18 protein-coding genes are annotated in these 19,764 nt (G+C 68.9%); 12 read left to right on the top strand and 6 right to left on the bottom strand.

What is annotated here, in order from left to right; all coding sequences use genetic code 11:
- Positions 1 to 10 precede the first annotated feature (10 nt).
- Positions 11 to 1,204 carry an elongation factor Tu gene (tuf, locus tag LVQ62_RS07090; RefSeq protein WP_179482626.1) on the top strand — a complete coding sequence of 398 codons (1,194 nt, stop codon included), beginning with the start codon at positions 11 to 13 and terminating at the stop codon, positions 1,202 to 1,204.
- 200 nt (positions 1,205 to 1,404) lie between these two features.
- On the opposite strand, the gene LVQ62_RS07095 is transcribed toward tuf, so the two are convergent.
- From LVQ62_RS07095 to LVQ62_RS07105, 3 genes are all read right to left on the bottom strand, one after another.
- Positions 1,405 to 2,145: a DUF2785 domain-containing protein gene (locus LVQ62_RS07095; RefSeq protein ID WP_233766937.1), complete on the bottom strand. Its 741-nt coding sequence runs from the start codon at positions 2,143 to 2,145 to the stop codon at positions 1,405 to 1,407.
- Positions 2,146 to 2,286: 141 nt separating this feature from the next.
- Positions 2,287 to 2,859, bottom strand: a complete 573-nt coding sequence (locus tag LVQ62_RS07100) for a helix-turn-helix domain-containing protein (protein WP_179482622.1) — start codon at positions 2,857 to 2,859, stop codon at positions 2,287 to 2,289.
- Positions 2,860 to 2,930: 71 nt separating this feature from the next.
- Positions 2,931 to 3,419: a carbonic anhydrase gene (locus tag LVQ62_RS07105; RefSeq protein WP_233766939.1), complete on the bottom strand. Its 489-nt coding sequence runs from the start codon at positions 3,417 to 3,419 to the stop codon at positions 2,931 to 2,933.
- A gap of 183 nt (positions 3,420 to 3,602) precedes the next feature.
- Between LVQ62_RS07105 and LVQ62_RS07110 the strand changes: the two genes are divergently transcribed.
- The 4 genes from LVQ62_RS07110 to LVQ62_RS07125 all read left to right on the top strand — a co-directional run bounded on the left by LVQ62_RS07110 (position 3,603) and on the right by LVQ62_RS07125 (position 9,233).
- Positions 3,603 to 4,871: an aminotransferase class I/II-fold pyridoxal phosphate-dependent enzyme gene (locus LVQ62_RS07110; protein WP_233766942.1), complete on the top strand. Its 1,269-nt coding sequence runs from the start codon at positions 3,603 to 3,605 to the stop codon at positions 4,869 to 4,871.
- A 60-nt stretch (positions 4,872 to 4,931) separates the two neighbouring features.
- A complete protein-coding gene (locus LVQ62_RS07115) occupies positions 4,932 to 5,756 on the top strand; it encodes a pyruvate, water dikinase regulatory protein (protein ID WP_233766944.1) in 825 nt (274 codons plus the stop codon).
- 26 nt (positions 5,757 to 5,782) lie between these two features.
- Entirely contained in the window at positions 5,783 to 8,158 is a 2,376-nt protein-coding gene (ppsA, locus tag LVQ62_RS07120; protein WP_233766946.1) for a phosphoenolpyruvate synthase, read from the top strand.
- 130 nt (positions 8,159 to 8,288) lie between these two features.
- Complete coding sequence (locus LVQ62_RS07125; RefSeq protein WP_233766947.1) at positions 8,289 to 9,233, top strand: helix-turn-helix transcriptional regulator; 945 nt, start codon at positions 8,289 to 8,291, stop codon at positions 9,231 to 9,233.
- 47 nt (positions 9,234 to 9,280) lie between these two features.
- On the opposite strand, the gene LVQ62_RS07130 is transcribed toward LVQ62_RS07125, so the two are convergent.
- Positions 9,281 to 9,850, bottom strand: a complete 570-nt coding sequence (locus tag LVQ62_RS07130; protein ID WP_233766950.1) for a TetR/AcrR family transcriptional regulator — start codon at positions 9,848 to 9,850, stop codon at positions 9,281 to 9,283.
- 245 nt (positions 9,851 to 10,095) lie between these two features.
- Here LVQ62_RS07130 and LVQ62_RS07135 point away from each other — a divergent pair, with 245 nt between their 5' ends.
- The 6 genes from LVQ62_RS07135 to LVQ62_RS07160 are packed head-to-tail and all read left to right on the top strand — an operon-like array spanning position 10,096 to position 16,067.
- The gene (locus LVQ62_RS07135; protein ID WP_233766952.1) at positions 10,096 to 10,764 is read left to right on the top strand and encodes an HAD family phosphatase; all 669 of its coding nucleotides are present in this window, start codon (positions 10,096 to 10,098) and stop codon (positions 10,762 to 10,764) included.
- 38 nt (positions 10,765 to 10,802) lie between these two features.
- Complete coding sequence (locus LVQ62_RS07140; RefSeq protein WP_233766954.1) at positions 10,803 to 12,041, top strand: sedoheptulose 7-phosphate cyclase; 1,239 nt, start codon at positions 10,803 to 10,805, stop codon at positions 12,039 to 12,041.
- 4 nt (positions 12,042 to 12,045) lie between these two features.
- Entirely contained in the window at positions 12,046 to 12,891 is an 846-nt protein-coding gene (locus LVQ62_RS07145; protein ID WP_233766956.1) for an O-methyltransferase, read from the top strand.
- A 49-nt stretch (positions 12,892 to 12,940) separates the two neighbouring features.
- Positions 12,941 to 13,726, top strand: a complete 786-nt coding sequence (locus LVQ62_RS07150; protein ID WP_233766958.1) for a TauD/TfdA family dioxygenase — start codon at positions 12,941 to 12,943, stop codon at positions 13,724 to 13,726.
- Positions 13,723 to 15,039 carry a hypothetical protein gene (locus tag LVQ62_RS07155; RefSeq protein ID WP_233766960.1) on the top strand — a complete coding sequence of 439 codons (1,317 nt, stop codon included), beginning with the start codon at positions 13,723 to 13,725 and terminating at the stop codon, positions 15,037 to 15,039. The genes LVQ62_RS07150 and LVQ62_RS07155 overlap by 4 nt, the downstream gene beginning before the upstream one ends.
- Positions 15,039 to 16,067, top strand: a complete 1,029-nt coding sequence (locus LVQ62_RS07160) for a hypothetical protein (RefSeq protein ID WP_233766965.1) — start codon at positions 15,039 to 15,041, stop codon at positions 16,065 to 16,067. The genes LVQ62_RS07155 and LVQ62_RS07160 overlap by 1 nt, the downstream gene beginning before the upstream one ends.
- A 55-nt stretch (positions 16,068 to 16,122) precedes the next feature.
- Here the strand turns inward: LVQ62_RS07160 and LVQ62_RS07165 are convergent, their stop codons facing one another.
- On the bottom strand, positions 16,123 to 18,294 hold the full coding sequence (locus LVQ62_RS07165; protein WP_233766967.1) for an MMPL family transporter: 2,172 nt from the start codon (positions 18,292 to 18,294) through the stop codon (positions 16,123 to 16,125).
- A 116-nt stretch (positions 18,295 to 18,410) separates the two neighbouring features.
- Here LVQ62_RS07165 and LVQ62_RS07170 point away from each other — a divergent pair, with 116 nt between their 5' ends.
- On the top strand, positions 18,411 to 19,016 hold the full coding sequence (locus tag LVQ62_RS07170) for a TetR/AcrR family transcriptional regulator (RefSeq protein ID WP_233766970.1): 606 nt from the start codon (positions 18,411 to 18,413) through the stop codon (positions 19,014 to 19,016).
- Here the strand turns inward: LVQ62_RS07170 and LVQ62_RS07175 are convergent.
- Positions 19,010 to 19,690 carry an SDR family NAD(P)-dependent oxidoreductase gene (locus LVQ62_RS07175; RefSeq protein WP_233766973.1) on the bottom strand — a complete coding sequence of 227 codons (681 nt, stop codon included), beginning with the start codon at positions 19,688 to 19,690 and terminating at the stop codon, positions 19,010 to 19,012. The two genes, LVQ62_RS07170 and LVQ62_RS07175, sit on opposite strands and share 7 nt — an antisense overlap.
- Positions 19,691 to 19,764 lie beyond the last annotated feature (74 nt).

Genomic DNA, 19,764 nt, shown 5'->3' on the forward strand with positions numbered 1-19,764 from the left:
GGAGCATCCAGTGGGTAAGGCCAAGTTCGAGCGCAGCAAGCCGCACCTCAACATCGGCACCATCGGTCACATCGACCACGGTAAGACGACGTTGACCGCGGCCATCTCCAAGGTGCTGCACGACAAGTTCCCGGACCTGAACGCGCAGTCCGCGTTCGACCAGATCGACAAGGCGCCGGAAGAGAAGCAGCGCGGTATCACGATCACCATCGCGCACATCGAGTACCAGACCGAGAAGCGTCACTACGCGCACGTCGACTGCCCCGGGCACGCCGACTACGTGAAGAACATGATCACCGGTGCCGCGCAGATGGACGGCGCCATCCTGGTCGTCGCCGCGACCGATGGTCCGATGCCGCAGACCAAGGAGCACGTGCTGCTCGCCCGTCAGGTCGGCGTCCCCTACATCGTCGTCGCGCTGAACAAGGCCGACATGGTCGACGACGAGGAGATCATGGAGCTCGTCGAGATGGAGGTCCGCGAACTGCTGTCCTCCTACGAGTTCCCCGGTGACGACCTCCCCGTCGTCAAGGTCTCCGCTCTCAAGGCCCTCGAGGGCGACGAGGAGTGGGGCAAGAGCGTCCTGGAGCTCATGGACGCCGTCGACGAGAACATCCCGGAGCCGGTGCGCGACACCGACAAGCCGTTCCTGATGCCCGTCGAGGACGTCTTCACGATCACCGGTCGTGGCACCGTCGTCACCGGTCGTATCGAGCGCGGTGTCCTGAACATCAACGAGGAGGTCGAGATCGTCGGCCTCAACGAGGGTGCGGTCAAGACCACGGTCACCAGCATCGAGATGTTCAACAAGATGCTCGACTCCGGCCAGGCCGGCGACAACGCCGCCCTGCTGCTGCGCGGCATCAAGCGCGAGGACGTCGAGCGCGGCCAGGTCATCGTGAAGCCGGGCACCACGACCCCGCACACGAACTTCGAGGCGAGCGTCTACATCCTGTCCAAGGACGAGGGCGGCCGTCACACGCCGTTCTACGACAACTACCGCCCGCAGTTCTACTTCCGCACCACCGACGTCACCGGCGTCGTGAAGCTGCCGGAGGGCACCGAGATGGTCATGCCCGGTGACAACACCGAGATGTCCGTCGAGCTCATCGCGCCCATCGCGATGGACGAGGGTCTGCGGTTCGCCATCCGTGAGGGTGGCCGGACGGTCGGCGCGGGTCGCGTCACCAAGATCACCAAGTGATCGCCGCCTCCGCGAGGAGGTGAATCACCGGGAAGGCCCCGGTCCGCTTCGGCGGGCCGGGGCCTTTCCCGTAGGTCGGCACCCCTCGGTTGTCAGCGGATTACTGGCGCCGGCGTCGGTAATCCGCTGACAACCGCACCGGCGTACGTCGAGTGTCCGCAGATTCGTGCACCCGCCTGCGCGAAAGTGCGGACATCCGATCAGCGCTTGACCCAGAGCGTCGGGGTGACGGAGTGCAGAAGTGCGGCGAGCCGGACCTGCAGGTCATCCGCGCCCTCCACGCGCCTCGGCACATCGCCGGTGGGCGCCACCGGGTGGTCGAGCGCGACGTAGAGACTGCGCAGGGTGCGCATCGTGTTCGAGGCGTGTGCCGGGACCGGGCCGGGTTCGCCTGCGTCGAACAGTGCCCGGACCGGCCCCAACCAGGTGTCGCCCGTCGGCCCCGATTGCCAGAGGATCGCGACGACGGCTGCGGCCACCCGGTCGTCCTCCTGCTCGCGCCATACCTGATCCGTGGCGGTCACGAGTCGCTCGGAGACGGCCGCCAGCAGGGCCGCGGGGTCGTGCAGTCCCCGCGATCCGAGCTGTCCGACGCAGTCGGCGCCGTGAGCGACCGCGTGCAGCCAACCCAACCGATCGTCGTACCCACGAAGGTCCGTCTCGCCGGTCCACCAGGCGAGGAGGGGCCGCGTCCAGGCGTCGGACCAGGTGCCGTGCTCGGCGAGCCGAGCCAGGATCAGCGACGCGAAGAACCTGGCCTGCACGGTCTGATGGGCGAGCCGCTCGATCATGAGCCGGCCCAGGTCGAAGACCTCGGCGCGGGTGAGTTCGCCCGCGCGGATCATCCGTGCCAGCTCCGGGTAGGCGCGCTCGTCCCGGGCCACCGGGTCGGGCGAGGCCAGGTCGTCGATCAGGGTCGACAGCTGTGCGGTGAACGCCATCCCGACATCGTGCCGGTTGTCCGCGTTCTCGTGGTGTCGGTGTCACAGGAGTGCTGACGACCGCGGCGGCGTACGTCGGGTGTCTGCAGAACCGTGCACCGTCTGCACGAAACTGCGGACAACCGCTGTGTATGGGCCGGGTTACGCGCGGACGCGCAGGTGGGCGCGTTCGCCCTGGGTCCCGAACAGGCTGAGCACCTCGGTCGGCTGGGGGTCGGCGCTGGCGAACCAATGCGGCACACGGGTGTCGAACTCGGCGGCCTCGCCCGCGGCGAGCACCATGTCGCGGTCGCCGAGGACGAGCCGTAGCCGGCCGGACAGCACGTAGAGCCAGTCGAATCCGGCGTGCGTCTTCGGCTCGGGGACGGCGTTCGGCACCCCGGGCGGGAGCACGATCTTCCACGCCTGCGTGCCACCGGGGCGTCGGCTGAGCGGGATGTGGGTCTGACCGTGCCGGCGCACGGGCTTCAGGTGGATGCGCGGATCGCCGGTCGCGGGCGCGCCGACGAGTTCGTCGATGGGGACGGCGTACTCGCGCGCGAGGGGCAGCAGCATCTCCAGCGTCGGCTTGCGCCGGCCGGACTCCAACCGGGACAGCGTGCTCACCGAGATGCCGGTGACGGCGGCGATGTCGGCCAGCGTCGAGCGGCGTTGCTCCCGTACGGCGCGCAACCGCGGTCCCACTCCGGTCAGCACAGACTCGATGTCGTCCATGCGACCTGATGGTCGCATGCCGGTTGTCCGCAGATTCGTGGCGAGGGCGCCCCGGAGAACCGGGCAGGTCGTCAGGAGACCTCGTTCATCTTCCCGGTGGCGACGTCGAAGACGAACCCGCGGATCTGGTCCTTGTGGGGGATGAACGGGCTGGCCTTGATGCGAGCGACCGACTGGCGCACGTCGCCCTCCAGATCGCCGAACGACTCGGCCGCCCAGGCCGGGCGTACGCCGGTGTCCTTCTCGATCGACGCCTTGAAGTCGTCGTCGGTGAAGGTGAGCATGCCGCAATCGGTGTGGTGGATCAGGATGATCTCGGTGGTGCCGAGCAGCCGCTGGCTGATGGCCAGGGAGCGGATCTCGTCCTCGGTGATGACACCGCCGGCGTTGCGGATGACGTGCGCCTCGCCCTCGGCGATGCCGAGCGCGCCGTACACGTTGAGCCGAGCGTCCATGCACGCGACGACCGCGACATGCTTGGCGGGCGGCAGGGGCAGCGGCCCGTGGAAGCTCTCGGCATACGTCGCGTTGTTGGCCAGGTAGTCGTCGGTCGCGGTCATGATCGAGCCTTCCCAAAGATAAGTGGATACAGCTATGACCATAGCTATACGTTATCGATGGCACCGCAGATTGCCAGAGGACGCCGGTCGCGTGCCTCGCGCACTGAGACGGGGTCCTTCGCGCCCCGGCCGCCCTGAGAGAATGCAGACTCCGCCCCACCCGCACAGAAATGGTGAACCGCCGTGGCCCTGACCGACCTGTCGGCCGATGAACTCCGTGACTTCGCAGCGACCCAGCGCGCGGCGTACGACGACCTGGTCGGCAAGGGGCTGAAGCTGGATCTCACGCGCGGCAAGCCGAGCGCGGCGCAGCTGGACCTGTCCGAGGAGCTGCTGTCGCTGCCCCACGGTCACCTCGCGGCGGACGGCACCGACGTGCGCAACTACGGGGGCCTGACCGGGCTGGCCGAGCTGCGGGGGATCTTCGCCGAGCTGCTCGGTGTCGGCACCGATCAGATCGTGGCCGGCGGCAACGCCAGCCTGACGATGATGTCCGACACCCTGCTCTACCACCTCTTCCACGGCGGCGTGGACTCCGAGAACCCCTGGGGTGTCGAGGAATCGGTCAAGTTCATCTGTCCGGTGCCCGGCTACGACCGGCACTTCTCGCTGCTGGAGCACTACGGCATCGAGATGCTCACCGTGCCGATGACCCCCGACGGCCCGGACGTGGCCGCGGTGCAGGCTCTCGTCGCGGACGATCCCAGCATCAAGGGGATGTGGATCGTCCCGACCTACGCTAACCCCAGCGGCGCCGTCTGCACCCTCGAGGTCGCCTCCGCCCTGGCCGCGATGGACACGGCCGCGCCGGACTTCAAGATCTTCTGGGACAACGCGTACGCCTTCCACCACCTCACCGACGAGGAGGCCAAGAGCGCCGACATCCTGTCGCTCGCGGAGGTGTCGGGCCACCCGCACCGGCCGATCGTCTTCGCCTCCACCTCCAAGATCACCTTCGCCGGCGCAGGCGTCGCGTTCCTCGCGGGGTCGACCGAGACCATCGCCTGGTACACCGGTCACCTCGCCAAGAGCTCGATCGGCCCGGACAAGGTCAACCACCTGCGGCACGCGCAGTTCTTCGGCGACGCTGACGGCGTCCGCACGCACATGCGCGCGCACCGCGCGATCATCGCCCCGAAGTTCGAGGAGGTGCAGCGGGTGCTGCGCGAGCGCCTCGGAGAGCACGAGGTGGCGACCTGGAACACCCCGGCCGGCGGATACTTCGTCAGCCTGGACGTGCTGGACGGCACCGCCTCGCGGGTCGTGGAGCTCGCCAAGGCCGCCGGGGTCGCCCTGACGCCGGCCGGCGCGTCGTTCCCGTACGGCGACGACCCGCGAGACCGCAACATCCGACTCGCGCCGACCATGCCGCCCCTGGACGAGGTCACGCAGGCCATGCAGGCGGTCGCCACCTGTGTGCTCGTGGCGGCGGCGGAGAAGCTCGGCGCCTGAGGTGAGCCGGTCCGCCCGGTCAGGCCGACGGGCTCGCCCTCCTGTGCGAGGGTGAGCCCCATGCCCATGGACGACGCGACACCGGTCTTCTTCCTCGCGGGCGGCACCGGGATCTCCGCCGAGACGCTCGGGAACATGATCCTGCAGCAGTTCCCCACCGTCCGGTTCATCCGGCAGAAGGTCCCGTTCATCACCACGGTCGCGCACGCCGAGGAGGTGCTGGCCAACCTCGACGACGCCAAGACCGACGAGGTGATCCCGCTGGTCTTCTCCACCGTCGCGGACGAGGAGCTGCGCGCGGTGCTGATGCGCACCGAGTGCGCGTTCGTGGACCTCTTCGGGTCCCAGCTCGACCTGGTCGAGCGGGTGCTGCACGTCAACGCCACCCGGGACTCCGGCAGCGCGCACGGCGTGGGCGACCCCCTGCAGTACGACGCGCGGATGAAGGCCGTCGAGTACGCGATCGAGCACGACGACGGCCAGAGCCTGCGGGCGATCGAGCGCGCCGACCTGATCCTCACGGCGCCGTCACGGTGCGGCAAGACCCCGACCACGATGTACCTGGCGCTGCAGCACGGCCTGCTGGTGGCCAACTACCCGCTGGTCGAGGAGGACTTCGAGTCCACCGATCTGCCGCGGCCGATCCGGGCGTACGCCAAGAAGTGCTTCGGCATCCTCACGACCGCCGCCCGGCTCTCGCAGGTGCGCGGCGAACGCCGACCCGGTTCCGCGTACGCGTCGCTCACGCAGTGCAGTTACGAGTTGCGTCGCGCCGAGGCTATGTTTCGAGCACATCGGATCCCCAGCATCAACTCCGCCGCCATGTCGGTGGAGGAGATGGCCGCGGTGATCATGCAGACCCAGAAGCTGAACCGCGCTCACTGAGCGCCCGGTAGAAGAGGTACGCCGTCATGGCCAGCAGCAACATCGAATGGTTCGCCGATCTCGGGCTCGACGACGTCGACCGGGTCGGCGGGAAGAACGCGTCGCTGGGGGAGATGGTGAGCAACCTCGCCGACGCGGGCGTCCGCGTACCCGACGGGTTCGCGACCACCGCCGAGGCCTACCGGCGCTTCCTGGGCGAGACCGGCCTGGCCGACCGGATCAACGCGCTGCTGGACGACCTGGACGTCGACGACACCCGCGAGCTGGCCCGGGTGGGGGATCAGATCCGCACCTCGGTGGAGGAGCAGGACTTCCCCAAGGACCTCGAGGACGACATCCGGACGGCGTACGAGAAGCTCGTCGGCGACGACGATGAACCGAGCTGGGCCGTGCGCTCCTCCGCGACCGCCGAGGACCTGCCCGACGCGTCGTTCGCCGGTCAGCAGGAGACCTTCCTCAACGTCAAGGGCATCGACAACGTCCTGCGCGCCATCAAGCTGGTCTTCGCCTCGCTCTACAACGACCGGGCCATCTCCTACCGGGTGCACTCCGACTTCGACCACGCCTCGGTGGCGCTGTCCGCCGGTGTGCAGAAGATGGTGCGCTCCGACATCGGTTCATCCGGCGTCATGTTCACCATCGACACCGAATCGGGTTTCTCCGACGCGGTGTTCATCACCTCCAGCTACGGGCTGGGGGAGGCCGTGGTGCAGGGCGCGGTCAACCCCGACGAGTTCTACGTCTACAAGCCGGCGCTGCGCGCGGGCAAGCCCGCCGTCCTCAAGCGCGGCCTCGGCAGCAAGGCCACCAAGATGGTCTACACGAAGGACGCGACGGTCGGGAAGACCATCGAGTTCGTCGACGTGGACGAGAAGGAGCGCGGCCGCCTCAGCCTGACCGACGACGAGGTCCAGGAGCTGGCCACCCACGCCCTCAAGATCGAGGAGCACTACGGCCGCCCGATGGACATCGAGTGGGGCAAGGACGGCGTCGACGGCAAGTTGTACGTGCTGCAGGCGCGTCCGGAGACCGTGAAGTCGCGCCAGGCCGGCTCCACGCTGCAGCGCTACGTGATGGGTTCGCGCGGCGAGGTCATCATCGAGGGCCGGGCGATCGGGCAGAAGATCGGCGCCGGCAAGGTGCGGGTGCTCACCTCGATGGACCAGATGCACGACTTCGCCAAGGGCGACGTGCTCGTGGCCGACATGACCGACCCCGACTGGGAGCCAATCATGAAGCGCGCGTCGGCGATCGTCACCAACCGCGGCGGGCGCACCTGCCATGCCGCGATCATCGCCCGCGAGCTCGGCATCCCCGCGGTCGTGGGCACCGGCAGCGCGACCAAGGACCTGGCCGAGGGGCGCGAGGTCACCGTGTCGTGCTCCGAAGGCGACACCGGGTTCGTCTACGACGGCGAGCTGGACTTCGAGGTGAAGGAGACCGCGCTCGACGAGATGCCCGACATCCCGGTCAAGCTGATGATGAACGTCGGCACGCCCGACCAGGCGTTCGAGTTCTCCCGGTTGCCGAACAAGGGCATCGGGCTCGCGCGGCTGGAGTTCATCATCAACCGCCAGATCGGTATCCACCCCAAGGCGCTGCTCGACTTCGACACGCTCGATACGGACCTGAAGGCGCAGATCGCGCCGCTCATCTCGGCGTACGACAGCCCGCGCGAGTTCTTCGTCAAGCGCGTGGCCGAGGGCGTCTCGATGCTGGCAGCGGCGTTCGCGCCCGAGCCGGTGATCGTGCGCATGAGCGATTTCAAGTCCAACGAGTACGCCGGGCTCCTGGGCGGTGAGGCGTACGAACCGCACGAGGAGAACCCGATGATCGGCTACCGCGGGGCGTCGCGGTACCTCTCGGAGGATTTCGCGGAGTGCTTCGCGATGGAGTGCGAGGCGCTGCGCTACGTGCGCGAGGAGATGGGGCTGCTCAACGTCAAGGTGATGATCCCGTTCGTGCGCACCACCACCGAGGCCAAGGGCGTCATCGACCTGCTCGGCACGCACGGTCTCAAGCGCGGCGAGCACGACCTGCAGGTCGTGATGATGTGCGAGATCCCCTCCAACGCGGTGAACGCGGATGAGTTCCTGGAGCACTTCGACGGATTCTCGATCGGGTCCAACGACATGACCCAGCTGACGCTGGGCCTGGACCGCGACTCCTCCCTGGTGGCCGCCGGTTTCGACGAGCGCGACCCCGCGGTGAAGAAGATGCTCACCATGGCGATCAAGACATGCCGTGACAAGGGCAAGTACGTCGGCATCTGTGGTCAGGGCCCCTCGGACCACCCGGACCTCGCGGACTGGCTGCTGGACCAGGGCATCGAGTCGATGTCGCTCAACCCGGACACCGTCGTGGAGACCTGGCTGCGGCTGGCCAAACGCGCCAAGGCTTGACCTCTTCACCCACCGGGTGTACTCGCGCGCTGGATCGAGCGCGCGGGTACACCCGATCTGTTCGTCCGCACCGCCTGAACGGGCGAAATCGATCAAGTGCGGCACGTCGGCGCCGGTCCAGAATCGGTGCATGGCAACGCACGGTGACCTCTTCGGCGACTTCGTGGCGATGCTCGCGCGTGCCCTCGACGACGCCGGGAGCGCGCCCGCCGATCTGGCGGCGCAGCTCTTCGTCTCGCGCTCCCATCTCGACCGCATCGTGTCGGCGGTCGCCGGCGAGTCGCCGGTCGCGCTGCGGCGGCGGCTGTTGCTGGAGCGCGCGGCGTACCGGTTGAGCTCGACCGACGCCACCATCCTGGACGTCGCGACCGAGGCCGGATACGGCTCGCACGAGGCCTTCACCCGGGCGTTCGCCCGCGGCTTCGGGATGGCGCCCGCGCAGTGGCGGCGCGGACCGGCCGGCGTGGCGATCGAGTCCCCGAACAACGTGCATTTCCAACCCCCGGGGAGCATCCGGCTGCCCGGACTGCGGAAGGTGAGTTCGATGAATCTGATCGATCGGATGGTGGACCATCACGTCTGGCTCACGGGTGAGTTCGTGGAGCGGGCGGCGCGGCTGCTCGACGAGGTGCTCGACGAGCCCATCGAGTACGGCCTGGATGACGACCCGGACCAGATGACTCTGCGGCGCCTGCTCTCCCGCCTGGTCGGGCAGATGGCGATGTGGAACGCCGCGCTCGCGCTGCGCCCGTACGACTGGGACGCCGAGCAGCACGAGTCGGTCGCCTCGATGCGCGAACGGCTGCGCACCGAGGGTGCGACCTTCGGGGCGCGCGTCCACGAAGCCATCGACCTCGGCCAACTGGACGACACGTTCGTGGACACCACGTGCACGCCCCCGCGGGTCTTCACCTACGGCGGGATGATCGCCCACGTGCTGACCTTCGCCGCGCACCGTCGCACGCTGGTCGCGCTGGCGCTCGACAAGCACGGGATCGGCGACCTGGGGTGGGGCGACCCCCTCGGGTGGGTGCCGAACGACGAGGCGAGCGTGCGGATCGCCCCCTCGTCCTGACGCCGTGCGGGCGCGCGCTGGATGCAGCGCGTGCCTTCCCCCGACCGTCAGTCCTCGGCCCGGATGCCCGCCAGGGTGAGGTCGACGGCGGCGGCGATGAGCTCGTCGTCCGGCGGGCCGCCGTGCAGCATCGCGGCGTTGATGACGAAGCCGGTCAGCATCAGGGCCGCTGCATCGAGAGCCGGACCGTGGGTCACGGTGCCGAGCAGAGTCCGGATGACCGCTTCTCCGTCGGCCACCATCTGGTCGCGGACCTGGGCCATCTGCGCGCTCGACACCGCGAGATCGGCGAGCACGGCCAGCAGGCGGTCCACTCGGTAGGTCCGGATGACGGTGCGGAACATGGTCAACTCGGCGACGAGGTCTTTGCGCAGATCACCGGTCGGCGTGTGGTGCGGCATGTCGTGCAGCCAGTGGAAGGCGTCCTGTAGCAGATCGGCGCGGGTGGGCCAGTGCTTGTAGACCGTGGCCCGGGAGTAGCCGGCGACCCGGGCGAGATGCGGATGGGTCAGGGCCTCCTGGCCCTCGTCGGCGAGGATCTTGAGGGCGGCAGCGAGGATGTCGTTGCGGGTGCGGACGACCCGGGCATCGGGAGAGCTGTCCGGTACGGCGGTCATGCTCCACCTCGCTTCTTGCTCCTGGACGGATTGTCCACTAACTTCGGACTAGTTCACAAGTCACCGCGGTGTCCATCACCGCGGTGACTGCCGGGAGCCTACGCGCGACGGCGGCACAAGAAGTTGTCGGCGCGCGGGGAGAGCACAGGTGTGGCCGGTCCGAGACCTGCATGACAGCAGCGAATCGACGGCTGTGCCGACGCGTCCTGCCGGCGCCCCTTGCCTCGTACCTATCGGGAGTCTCAATGTCAGCAGTTCTGTTCGGCTCGATCAGCACCATCGCGGACACCTCCGAACTCCAGCGGCAGTCGTTCAACAAGGCCTTCGCGTCGCACGGCCTGGATTGGCAGTGGGACCGCGATGACTACCTGGAGATGCTCGGCCAGAACGGCGGCCGCGACAGGATCGCGCAGTACGCGAAGGACCGCGGTGAGACCGTCGACGCCGACGCGGTGCACAAGACGAAGTCGGAGATCTTCCAGCGCGATCTCGCCTCGTCCGACGCGCGTCCGCGCGCGGAGGTGGTGCAGACCATCCGCGATGCCAAGACCACCGGGTACAAGGTCGGTCTGGTGACCACGACGTCACGGCAGAACATCTCGGCGCTGCTCGACGCGCTCAATCCCGACCTCACCAGTGACGTCTTCGACGTGATCGTCGACGCCACTGACGTCGAGGAGCCCAAGCCCTCGGGTGCGGCGTACGAGTTCGCCCTGGCCCAGCTGGGGGAGAACGCCGCCGGGTGCATCGCGATCGAGGACAACGTCGGGGGTGTCGAGGCGGCCCGCGCCGCGGGCCTGACCTGTGTCGCCTTCCCGAACGAGAACACTGCGAAGCACGACTTCGGTGCCGCGCAGCTACGTGTGGAGCAGGTGCGGTTCGAGGAGCTCGAGAGCTTGATCCCGAGTCGCTGAACCCCCTCCTTCCTTCTCCTCAACCAGTCAGGAACCCCATGTCGAATCCGCATGCCACTTTCGAGGCCACGCAGACCTCGTTCCATGTCGAGGCCTACGAGAAGATCAGCTACTCCCTGTCGTACGTCGACGGCGTCTTCTCCGTGGAGAACGAGCAGTTGGCCGACAGCTACCGGAGCTACGGTCGGTGTCTGATGGTGGTCGACGAGACCGTCCACGGGCTCTACCGCAAGCAGATGGAGCGGTATTTCGAGCACTACGGCATCGCCCTCACGGTCTTCCCGGTGCGCATCAAGGAGCCGGACAAGACGCTGCGCACGCTGGAGAGCATCGTCGACGCGTTCGGCCGCTTCGGGCTGGTGCGCACCGAGCCCGTGCTGGTGGTCGGTGGCGGTCTCACCACCGACGTGGCCGGGATGGCGTGCGCGACCTTCCGTCGGGCCACCAACTACATCCGCATCCCCACCACGCTGATCGGGCTCATCGACGCCAGCGTCGCCATCAAGGTGGCCGTCAACCACGGGTCGTACAAGAACCGGCTCGGCGCCTTCCACGCCTCCCAGCAGGTGCTGCTCGACTTCTCCTTCCTGCGCACCCTGCCGATCGAGCAGGTCCGCAACGGGATGGCGGAGATGCTGAAGATCGCGATCGTCGGCAACGGCTCGATCTTCGACCTGCTGGAGAAGTACGGCGAGGACCTGCTGACCACCCGGTTCGGGCACCTGGACGGCACGCCGGAGCTGCGCGAGATCGCCCATCGGGTCACCTACGACGCGATCAACACCATGCTGGAGCTGGAGGTGCCCAACCTGCAGGAGCTCGACCTGGACCGCGTCATCGCCTTCGGTCACACCTGGAGTCCGACGCTCGAGCTGACCCCGCCCGTGCCCTACTTCCACGGTCACGCGGTCAACATCGACATGGCGTTCTCCACGACCCTGGCCGAGCAGCGCGGTCTGATCAGCATCAGCGAGCGCGACCGGATCTTCTGGCTGATGAGCCGGATCGGGCTCACCCTGAACAGCCCCTACCTGACACCCGAGCTGCTGCAGCGCGGCACCGAGTCGATCGTGCAGACCCGCGACGGGCTGCTGCGCGCGGCCGTGCCCCACCCGATCGGCACCTGCGACTTCATCAACGATCTGCCCGAGGCGGAGATGCGCAGCACGCTGGAGGTGCACCGCGAGTTGTGCGGGCACTATCCGCGGGGCGGGGAAGGGGAGGACATGTTCATCGACTCCCGCGCGGGTGAGGCCACCGACCTGGTCGCGGGCTGACGTCGTGATCCCCACCCGTTCGACGCCGTATGCCGCGGGCACCGCGCGGCCGGTCACGCCGGTCTCGATCGCCGCCCTGCACCTGGCGCGGCTGGTGGAGCAGGCGGAGGCCGGATCGGTCGGGTCCGACCTCGGGCAGGAGTGGCTGCAGGAGCTGCGCGACTGCCGGGATCTGGTCGCGGGTCTGGACCCCTACCTCGAACGGTGCACCACGCCGGAGTCGGCGGACCTGCGGGCGCTCGCGCGGCGCACCGCGGAGGTCGATTGGGCGGGCGGTCCGGGAGCGGGCTACCTGGAGCAGGAGATGCTCTCCGGGCACGTCGAGGGTCAGTTGCTGAAGATGCTGGTCCACCTGACGCGTGCCGAACGGGTGCTTGAGATCGGCATGTTCACCGGGTACTCGGCGCTCGCGATGGCCGAGGCACTAGGCCCGGACGGGCGGGTCGTGGCGTGCGAGATCGACGAGTACGTCGCCGCGATCGCCCGCAAGTGCCTCGCCTCCTCGGCGGAGGGGCACAAGGTGAGCGTGCGGGTCGGCCCCGCCCTGGACACCCTGGCCGAGCTTGCCCGCGCCGGGGAGCGCTTCGACCTGGTCTTCGTCGACGCGGACAAGGCCGGGTATACCGGCTATCTCAACACCGTGCTGGAGCTGGACCTCCTCAGCCCGCACGGCGTCGTCTGCGTGGACAACACCCTGCTGCAGGGCCAGCCGTACCTGGACGGCCCGCCCACCTCGAACGGGGAGGCCATCGCCGTCTTCAACCGGGAGGTCGCGCGCGACCCGCGCGTCGAGCAGGTGCTGGTGCCGCTGCGCGACGGGCTGACCGTCATCCGGCGCGTCGACCGGTGACGGCCGCCCACCACATCCACACCGAACACGAGGACACAGAGGAGTCGTGATGGACACCGTCGCCGTAGGACCGGTCGGCATGCGGGTGAGCGGCCTCTCACTCGTGGGCATCGACCCGGGCACGGTCGCGTCGTTGCAGGCCCTGCTCGCCGAGCACGGAGTGCTGGTGCTGCCCGACCAGGACATCGACGACGCCACCTTCGTCGCCTTCCTCCGGGCGTTCGGGCAGCTGACCTTCTCCACCGGTGAGACGCCGGTGCCGGGCTGTGCCGACCTCAACCTGATCAGCAACGTGGGCCGCGCGGTGCCTCCGAAGAGCACCTTCCACGTCGACACCAGCTACGTCAGCCGGCCGCCCGCGTACACCGCACTGCGGGCCGTGCAGATCCCGCGCTCGGGAGGGCAGACGCTCTTCAGCAACCAGTACCGCGCGTACGACACCCTTCCCGATGAGGTCAAGGACAGGCTGCATGGCCGCAGCATCACCCACGTGGTCACCGGCCTGGATCTCGGCCCGGACGACGAGACGTCCGCCGAGCACCCGATCTTCCGCGAGCACCCGGTGTCCGGGCGCACATCGCTCTATCTGACCACCGCGGCCCGGTGCCGCTCGATCAGCGGGATGGGCGAGGACGAGACACGCGAGACGGTGCAGTACCTCCTGGAGCACTCCACGCGCGAGGAGAACCTCTACCGGCACGCATGGTCGCCCGGCGACGTAGTCATGTGGGACAACGGCTGCGTGCTGCACCGTGCCGACCACGAGGGCGTCGTCGGCGACCGGGTGATGCACCGGGGCATGGTGGCGGATTACCCGCAACGGACCGCCGCGTGACCGGTGCGTCCCGCGCCACCCTCAAGACGCTCGGCACCCTGACGCTGCTGGCGGCAGCGCTGCCACTCAACCTCGCGGTCACGGGCGTTCAGCTCGTACGTCGGCGGCGCGAGGACGTCGCCCCGGCACGGCCCGCGGTGAGCCGGACCATCCTGATCAGCGGCGGCAAGATGACCAAGGCTCTGGCGCTCGCCCGGGCCTTCCACCGCGCCGGACACCGCGTCGTCCTGGTCGAGACGCCGGCCTACCGCTACACCGGACACCGCTTCTCCCATGCCGTCGACCGGTTCTACACCGTGCCTACGCCCGGCGGACCCGACTACACCGACGCGCTGCTCGACATCGTGCGCTCCGAGGGCGTCGACGTCTACGTCCCGGTCTGCGCTCCGGCCGCGAGCTACCCGGACGCGGTCGCGGGACAGGCGCTGGCGGCGTACTGCGAGGTGCTGCACGGCACGCCGGAGGTCGTCGCGAGGCTGGACGACAAGTTCGAGTTCTCCGCGATGGCCACCGAGGTCGGCGTCACCGTGCCCGAGTGCCACCGGATCACGTCGGCGCAGCAGCTGCGCGACTTCGACTTCGCCTCGCGCGCAACGCCGTTCATCCTGAAGAACCTCGCCTACGACCCGGTCAACCGCCTCGACCTGACCCGGCTGCCGACGGCGACCCCCGAGGAGCTGGAGGACTTCCTGGCGGGCAAGGACATCTCTGCGGCGAACCCGTGGATCCTGCAGGCGTTCGTCGCGGGGGATGAGTACTGCACGCACAGCACAGTGCGTGACGGGCGCGTGCAGGTCTACTGCTGCTGCCCGTCCTCGGCGTTCCAGATCAACTACGAGATGGTCGACAAGCCGGCGATCCGCGACTGGGTGACCCGCTTCGTCGGGTCTCACCGGCTGACCGGCCAGGTCTCCTTCGACTTCATCGAGGCGCGCGACGGGCAGGTCTACGCCATCGAGTGCAACCCGCGGACGCACTCGGCGATCACGATGTTCTACAACCACCCGCAGCTCGCCGACGCCTATCTGCAGGACGGCCATCCGCTCGTGACACCCCTGCCGTCCAGCCGCCCGACGTACTGGATCTACCACGAGGTATGGCGGTTGATCACTCAGCCGCGTGCCGTCCCCGGCCGGCTGCGGACCATCGCGCGCGGCAAGGACGCCATCTTCGATGCGGCCGACCCGCTGCCGTTCCTGCTCGTGCACCACCTGCAGATCCCGTCGCTGCTGCTGCACAACCTCGTGCGGTTCAAGGACTGGATCCGCATCGACTTCAACATCGGCAAGCTGGTGCAGGCGGCGGGGGACTGATGACGCTGCGCGTGCTGCACCTGGCGGGGTCGCCGGTGAGCGACTTCTACGCCGACCTGTCGCGTCTCTACGCCGCCGACGCCCTCGTCGCCACGGCCGATCCGGAGCGCTACGAGTTCGTTGCGGCGTACGTCGCGCCCGGGGGGCGGTGGTGCTTCCCGTCCGACCTGACCCCGGAGGCGATCGCTGCCGCGCCGTCGATGGAGGTGGGAGAGGCGCTGGCGCACCTCGCGTCGCTCGACATCGACGTCGCGGTGCCGCAGCTGTTCTGCATCCCCGGGATGACGTCGTACCGCGCGCTGCTCGATGTGCTCGCCATCCCCTACGTCGGGAACACTCCGGACGCGATGGCGCTGGGCGCTCACAAGGCCCGCGCCCGGTCCGTCGTCTCGGCCGCGGGCGTCAGCGTGCCCGCGGGGGAGGTGCTGCGCATCGGCGAGCGGCCGAGCATCGCCCCGCCGGCCGTCGTCAAACCGGTCGACGCCGACAACTCTCTCGGCATCGGCCTGGTGCGCGAGCGCGACGAGTACGACGACGCGCTCGCCGCGGCCTTCGCCCATTCCGACGAAGTGCTCGTCGAGTCCTACGTCGAGCTCGGCCGCGAGGTCCGGGTCGGGCTGGTCGAGCGGAGCGGCGAGCTGGTTGGCCTGCCGCTGGAGGAGTACAGCGTCCACCCGGACACCAAGCCGATCCGCGACCACGCCGACAAGATCGGCGCGGGCGTGGAGGGCGGCCTGAAGCTAATGGCCAAGGACGCCGAGCACGCGTGGATCGTGGACGCCGCCGACCCGCTGACCGAACGGGTCCAAGAGGCCGCGCGCCGGTGCCACCGGGCGATGGGCGCCCGGCACTACAGCCTCTTCGACTTCCGCATCGACGAGCACGGCGAGCCGTGGTTCCTCGAGGCCGGTCTCTACTGCTCGTTCGCGCGGACGAGCGTGGTCGCGGTGATGGCCGCCGCGGCCGGCATCACGCTGCCGGACCTGTTCGCGACGGCCCTCGCCGAGGCCCTGCCCGGGACCGATTGAGCGACGCGGTGACCCGCCACAGGGCGGGCCACCGCTTCGGCAGCAGGGCGGTGGATCAGCGAGTCGCGGATGCCTGCCGCAGTCGCTCCTCGAGGCGTTCGCCCTCGATATCGGCGTCCGGCACGTACCGGGCGAACCACTGCGGGTGGTGCCAGATGCGTGATCCGGCGATTGCCATGACGGCGGGGACCAGGGTCAGCCGGACCACGAACGCATCGATCAGCACTCCGACCGCGAAGGCGAACCCGATGGCCTTCGTGGTGGGGTCGTCGGCCAGTAGCACCGACACGAAGATGATTGCCATGATGACGGCCGCTGCGGTGACGACTCGTGCCGATGCTCCCGCGCCGGCGGCCGCAGCGCCACGGGCGTCACCGGTCCGGGTGAAGTGCTCCTTGATCCGGGAGACGACGAAGACCTCGTAGTCGCTGGAGAGGCCGAACATGATTCCCAGCAGGATGATCGGCAGGAAGCTGAGCGTCGGGCCCTTCTGGACGCCGATGAGCGACGCACCCCAGCCCCACTGGAAGATCGCGACCTGCGCGCCCATCGCGGCTCCAGCCGAGAGCAGGAAACCGACGATGGACTTGATCGGGACCAGGATCGTGCGGAAGGCGAAGGTCAGCAGCAGCAGGGCCAGCACGACGATGGTGAGGAGGAATACCGGCAGAGCGCCGGCGAGCTTGGCCGACACGTCGATGTTCGTCGCGGCAAGGCCGCCCACCAGGATCGTGGCCCCCGTCGAGGCGGTCAACGCGGTCCGACGGTCGCGGATGCGGTGCACGAGGTCTGTCGTGGCCGGGTCGTCGGGCCCGGTGGTGGGCACGACGTCGATCACGGCGATGCCGTGGGTGGCGGTGGAGACGGAGGCGGACTCGACCCCCGGCAGTGCTGCGATCCTGCCGCTGATTCGAGCCGCCGGCTGGGCGGACGTGTTCTGTGCGACCACCGTCAGGGCCGCGTTGTACCCGGGTCCGAAGTGCTCGGTGGTGAGGTCGTACGCGCGCCGGGAGGTGTCGCTCGTGGGATTGGCGCCCGCGCTGGGCAGCCCGAAACGCATGCCCGTGATCGGGATGCACATGATGCCCAGGGTGATGACCCCGACGATGACCACGGGCCAGCGGCGACGGATGACCCATCGCGACCAGCGGGTGCCGCCGAGGTCCGCGGGTTCGTGCGCGGCGGTCCGTGCTGCGGACTGCGCGCGTCGCAGGAGCGGGAATCGATTGAACCGGCCGGCCCGGTGGCCGAGGAACCCCAACAGCGCCGGCAGCAGGGTCATCGAGATGGCCAACGCCACGGCCACGGTGCCGGCGGCCGCGAGCCCCATCGCGGTGAGGAACGGGATGCCGACCACCGCCAGTCCGCAGAGCGCGATGATGACGCTGAGACCGGCGAACACCACGGAGCTGCCGGCCGTGCCGGCCGATCGTCCCGCGGACTCCTCGGGTTCCATGCCCTCGAGCAGGTGGCCGCGGTGACGGGCGAGGATGAACAGCGCGTAGTCGATCCCGCACGAGAGTCCGAGCAGACCGGCGACCGACGTCGAGGCCGACGAGATGTCGGTCAGCGAAGCGGCGATGGTGATCGCGAAACCGCTCCCGACGACTCCGACGACGGCGCTCAGCAAGGGGAGGCCGGCTGCGAGCAGGGATCCGAACGTGATCAGGATGACGAAGAACGCCACCATCAGCCCGATGGCCTCCGTGGTGTTTCCCGCAGCCGCCTTGGGGTAGACGCCGCCCTCGAACTCCACCTGCACACCCGCGGCCCGGGCGCTCGCGACAGCAGGCCCGAGCGCGTCCAGGGTGCTCGGCTTCACCTTCGTCGCGTCCACGTCGTAGGTCACAGTGGCCAGCGCCACGTGACGGTCCGGTGAGACGGTCCGGGTCGCGAACGGATCTGACGCGACCGTGACCTGCGCGACGTGCCCCAACCTGGCGACCGACGCCTCGATGGCCGCCCGGCTCTTCGCGGTGCTGACGTCGCCGCCGGGAACGGCGAACACCACCGTCGTCGAGGCCCCGGCCGCTGCGGGGAGCTTGTGCTGCAGCACAGTCACCGAATGCTGTGCCTCCGTCCCGGGGATGGTCACGTCGTCGCTCGTCCGGCCGCCGCTGGCCGAGGCGATGGCGCCGGCGACGACCAGGACGACCAGCCATCCGGCCACGGTGATCCTGCGATGGCGGAAGCACCACCGCGCGAGCCGGTACAGGTAGGTGGACATGGGATGTCTCCTCGTCGCATCGGTGCGAGCCGGCCGAGACGCCGGCTCGCGCTAAATGCAACCGTAGGCAAAAATGCAGCACACTGCAAATAAACCGCCAATGTTAGATTTTCACCATGGCGCATTCGGAGGAATCCCTACGGGAACGATCAAAGGCCCGGCGCCGCAAGGCTATTCGCCGCGAGGCCATGCGGTTGTTCGCCGAGCGCGGTTTCGACGGAGCCACGATCCAGGACATCGCGCAGGCGGCGGAGGTCGCCCCGCGTACGGTCTCGATGTACTTCCCGACCAAGCTCGACATCGCGCTTTCCTGGTCCAACGAGGCGGCAGAGCGCCTGGCCGCCACCTTCCATGTGCATCCGGAGCTCGAGTTCGCCGACGTCATCGCCCGCTGGCTCGATCGGGAACGCCAAGCGGCCGATCCCGAACTGGCCTCCTCGGCGTTGGCCATGCTCGACGCCAACCCGACGCTCCGAGCCGCCTGGGACGCCCAGGTGGGCGACGCGATGCAGGTCGCTGCCGAGTCGCTCACCCGACAGCTGCGGATGGATCCAGGCGGCCTGCTCTTCGCGGTGGCCTCCGCCGCGGTGGGCGCCGCCATCACCCAGTACGCCAAGACGACCGCTCGCACGCCGGCGGGACCGCAGGAGCAGGAGACGTTTCTCGCCTACCTGCGGTCGATCATCGACACCGCCAACGCCATGAGCGCATCCGGTCAGTAGGCGATGCGGCCGGTGCGGTCGTGGAACTCTCCCGTCGGGCCGTCCTGGTCGAGAGTGGCCAGCGCGACGGTGGCGTCGGTGCCCTCGGTGACGGTCTGGTGGCCGCTGTGCGCGTTGAAGTCGGTGTCGGTGTAGCCGGGATCGGAGACATTGACCCGCATCCCCGTGAGGCTCTTCGCGTACTGCACGGTGAGGGCGATGACGGCGGCCTTGGACGCCGCGTACGGCACGGCCTGCACCGGGTACTCGTCGTGCGTGGGGTCCTGCAGGTAACGCGGCCACCCCACGCCCGAAGCGACGTTGACGATGACCGGGTTCGCGGATCGGCGCAGCAGCGGTAGTGCCGCCTGGATGACGCGCACGATGCCGGTGACGTTGGTGTCCAGCACCGTGGCCATCGCGTCGGCGTCGAGGTCGTCGACGCCGTACGCCGTGCCGAGGATGCCGGCGTTGTTGATCAGCACGTCCAGTTGCGGCAGCTCGGCGAGCGCCGCCTGCACGGAGGCGCTGTCGGTGACGTCCAGCCGTACGACGTGGGCGCCGATCGAGCGCACGGCGTCGCCGGCGTCGGGGTTGCGCAGGCCGGCATACACGGTGTGGCCCGCGTCGATGAGGCGTCGAGCGGTCTCCAGCCCGAGGCTGCGGCCGGCTCCTGTGATGAGTGTCGTTGTCATGCCTCCACGCTGCAGCCTTCGCTCGCGGCGTGGGTAGGCCCTGGCGGTACCAGTCAGGATCCCGTGACCGGCGC

Origin of the sequence: Allobranchiibius sp. GilTou73 (assembly GCF_021391335.1) — a bacterium.
In the GTDB taxonomy this organism is placed as follows: domain Bacteria; phylum Actinomycetota; class Actinomycetes; order Actinomycetales; family Dermatophilaceae; genus Allobranchiibius; species Allobranchiibius huperziae.